The organism is Aestuarium sp., assembly GCF_023253315.1.
GTDB lineage: Bacteria > Pseudomonadota > Alphaproteobacteria > Rhodobacterales > Rhodobacteraceae > Marivivens > Marivivens donghaensis.
Window position 1 is genome coordinate 1 of the sequence record NZ_JALRGW010000205.1, and the last position, 548, is coordinate 548.

The window sequence follows — 548 nt, forward strand, 5'->3', positions numbered from 1 at the left end:
GGAGAAACGAAGCTCTACGTGGAGGACTATGTGCTTTCGGAGGTAGAGTCGGTGGATTGGCCCAAGGGATTGAAGGTGAGTTATCAGAAGGATTCGGCCATCTACCGCATTACCGGGCGCATGGAGGCTCCTCTGGGCACCGTTACGTTCCACGCCGCGGACGGCGAATACAGCCTCCTCCTCAAGCAGAGCATGGCCCAGCCTGTAACGTTCCGCTATGGGCCGGCGTCGGACAGCTTGCGGGTGACGCTTTTTGGGTCGTTCAACAACTGGAACCGCAGCGCTACCCCCATGCGCTACGTGGGCGATTCTACCGGTGGAAGCTACCAGGCTACGCTGAATTTGCCAGCCGGAAACTATGCCTACAAGTACTTTGTGAATGGCGAAGAACGCTTGCAACCCGGCGATGACAGCACCTTGGTTCCCAATGGCTTTGGCAGCTTTAACCACAGTTTGACGGTTGCTTTGCCGGGCCAACCTTGCCAGCCCCTTCGCGCGCTAAACGTGGGCGATGGCGGAACGGGCGAGGACTATTCTTTTGTGGTGCT

General features: G+C 57.8%; 1 protein-coding gene. It reads left to right on the top strand.

Translation table 11 applies throughout. The features are described 5' to 3' along the window. Positions 1 to 548, top strand: a 548-nt coding sequence (locus AC1QQ2_RS15030; RefSeq protein WP_479713753.1) for a glycogen-binding domain-containing protein, incomplete at both ends; no start/stop codon positions are given.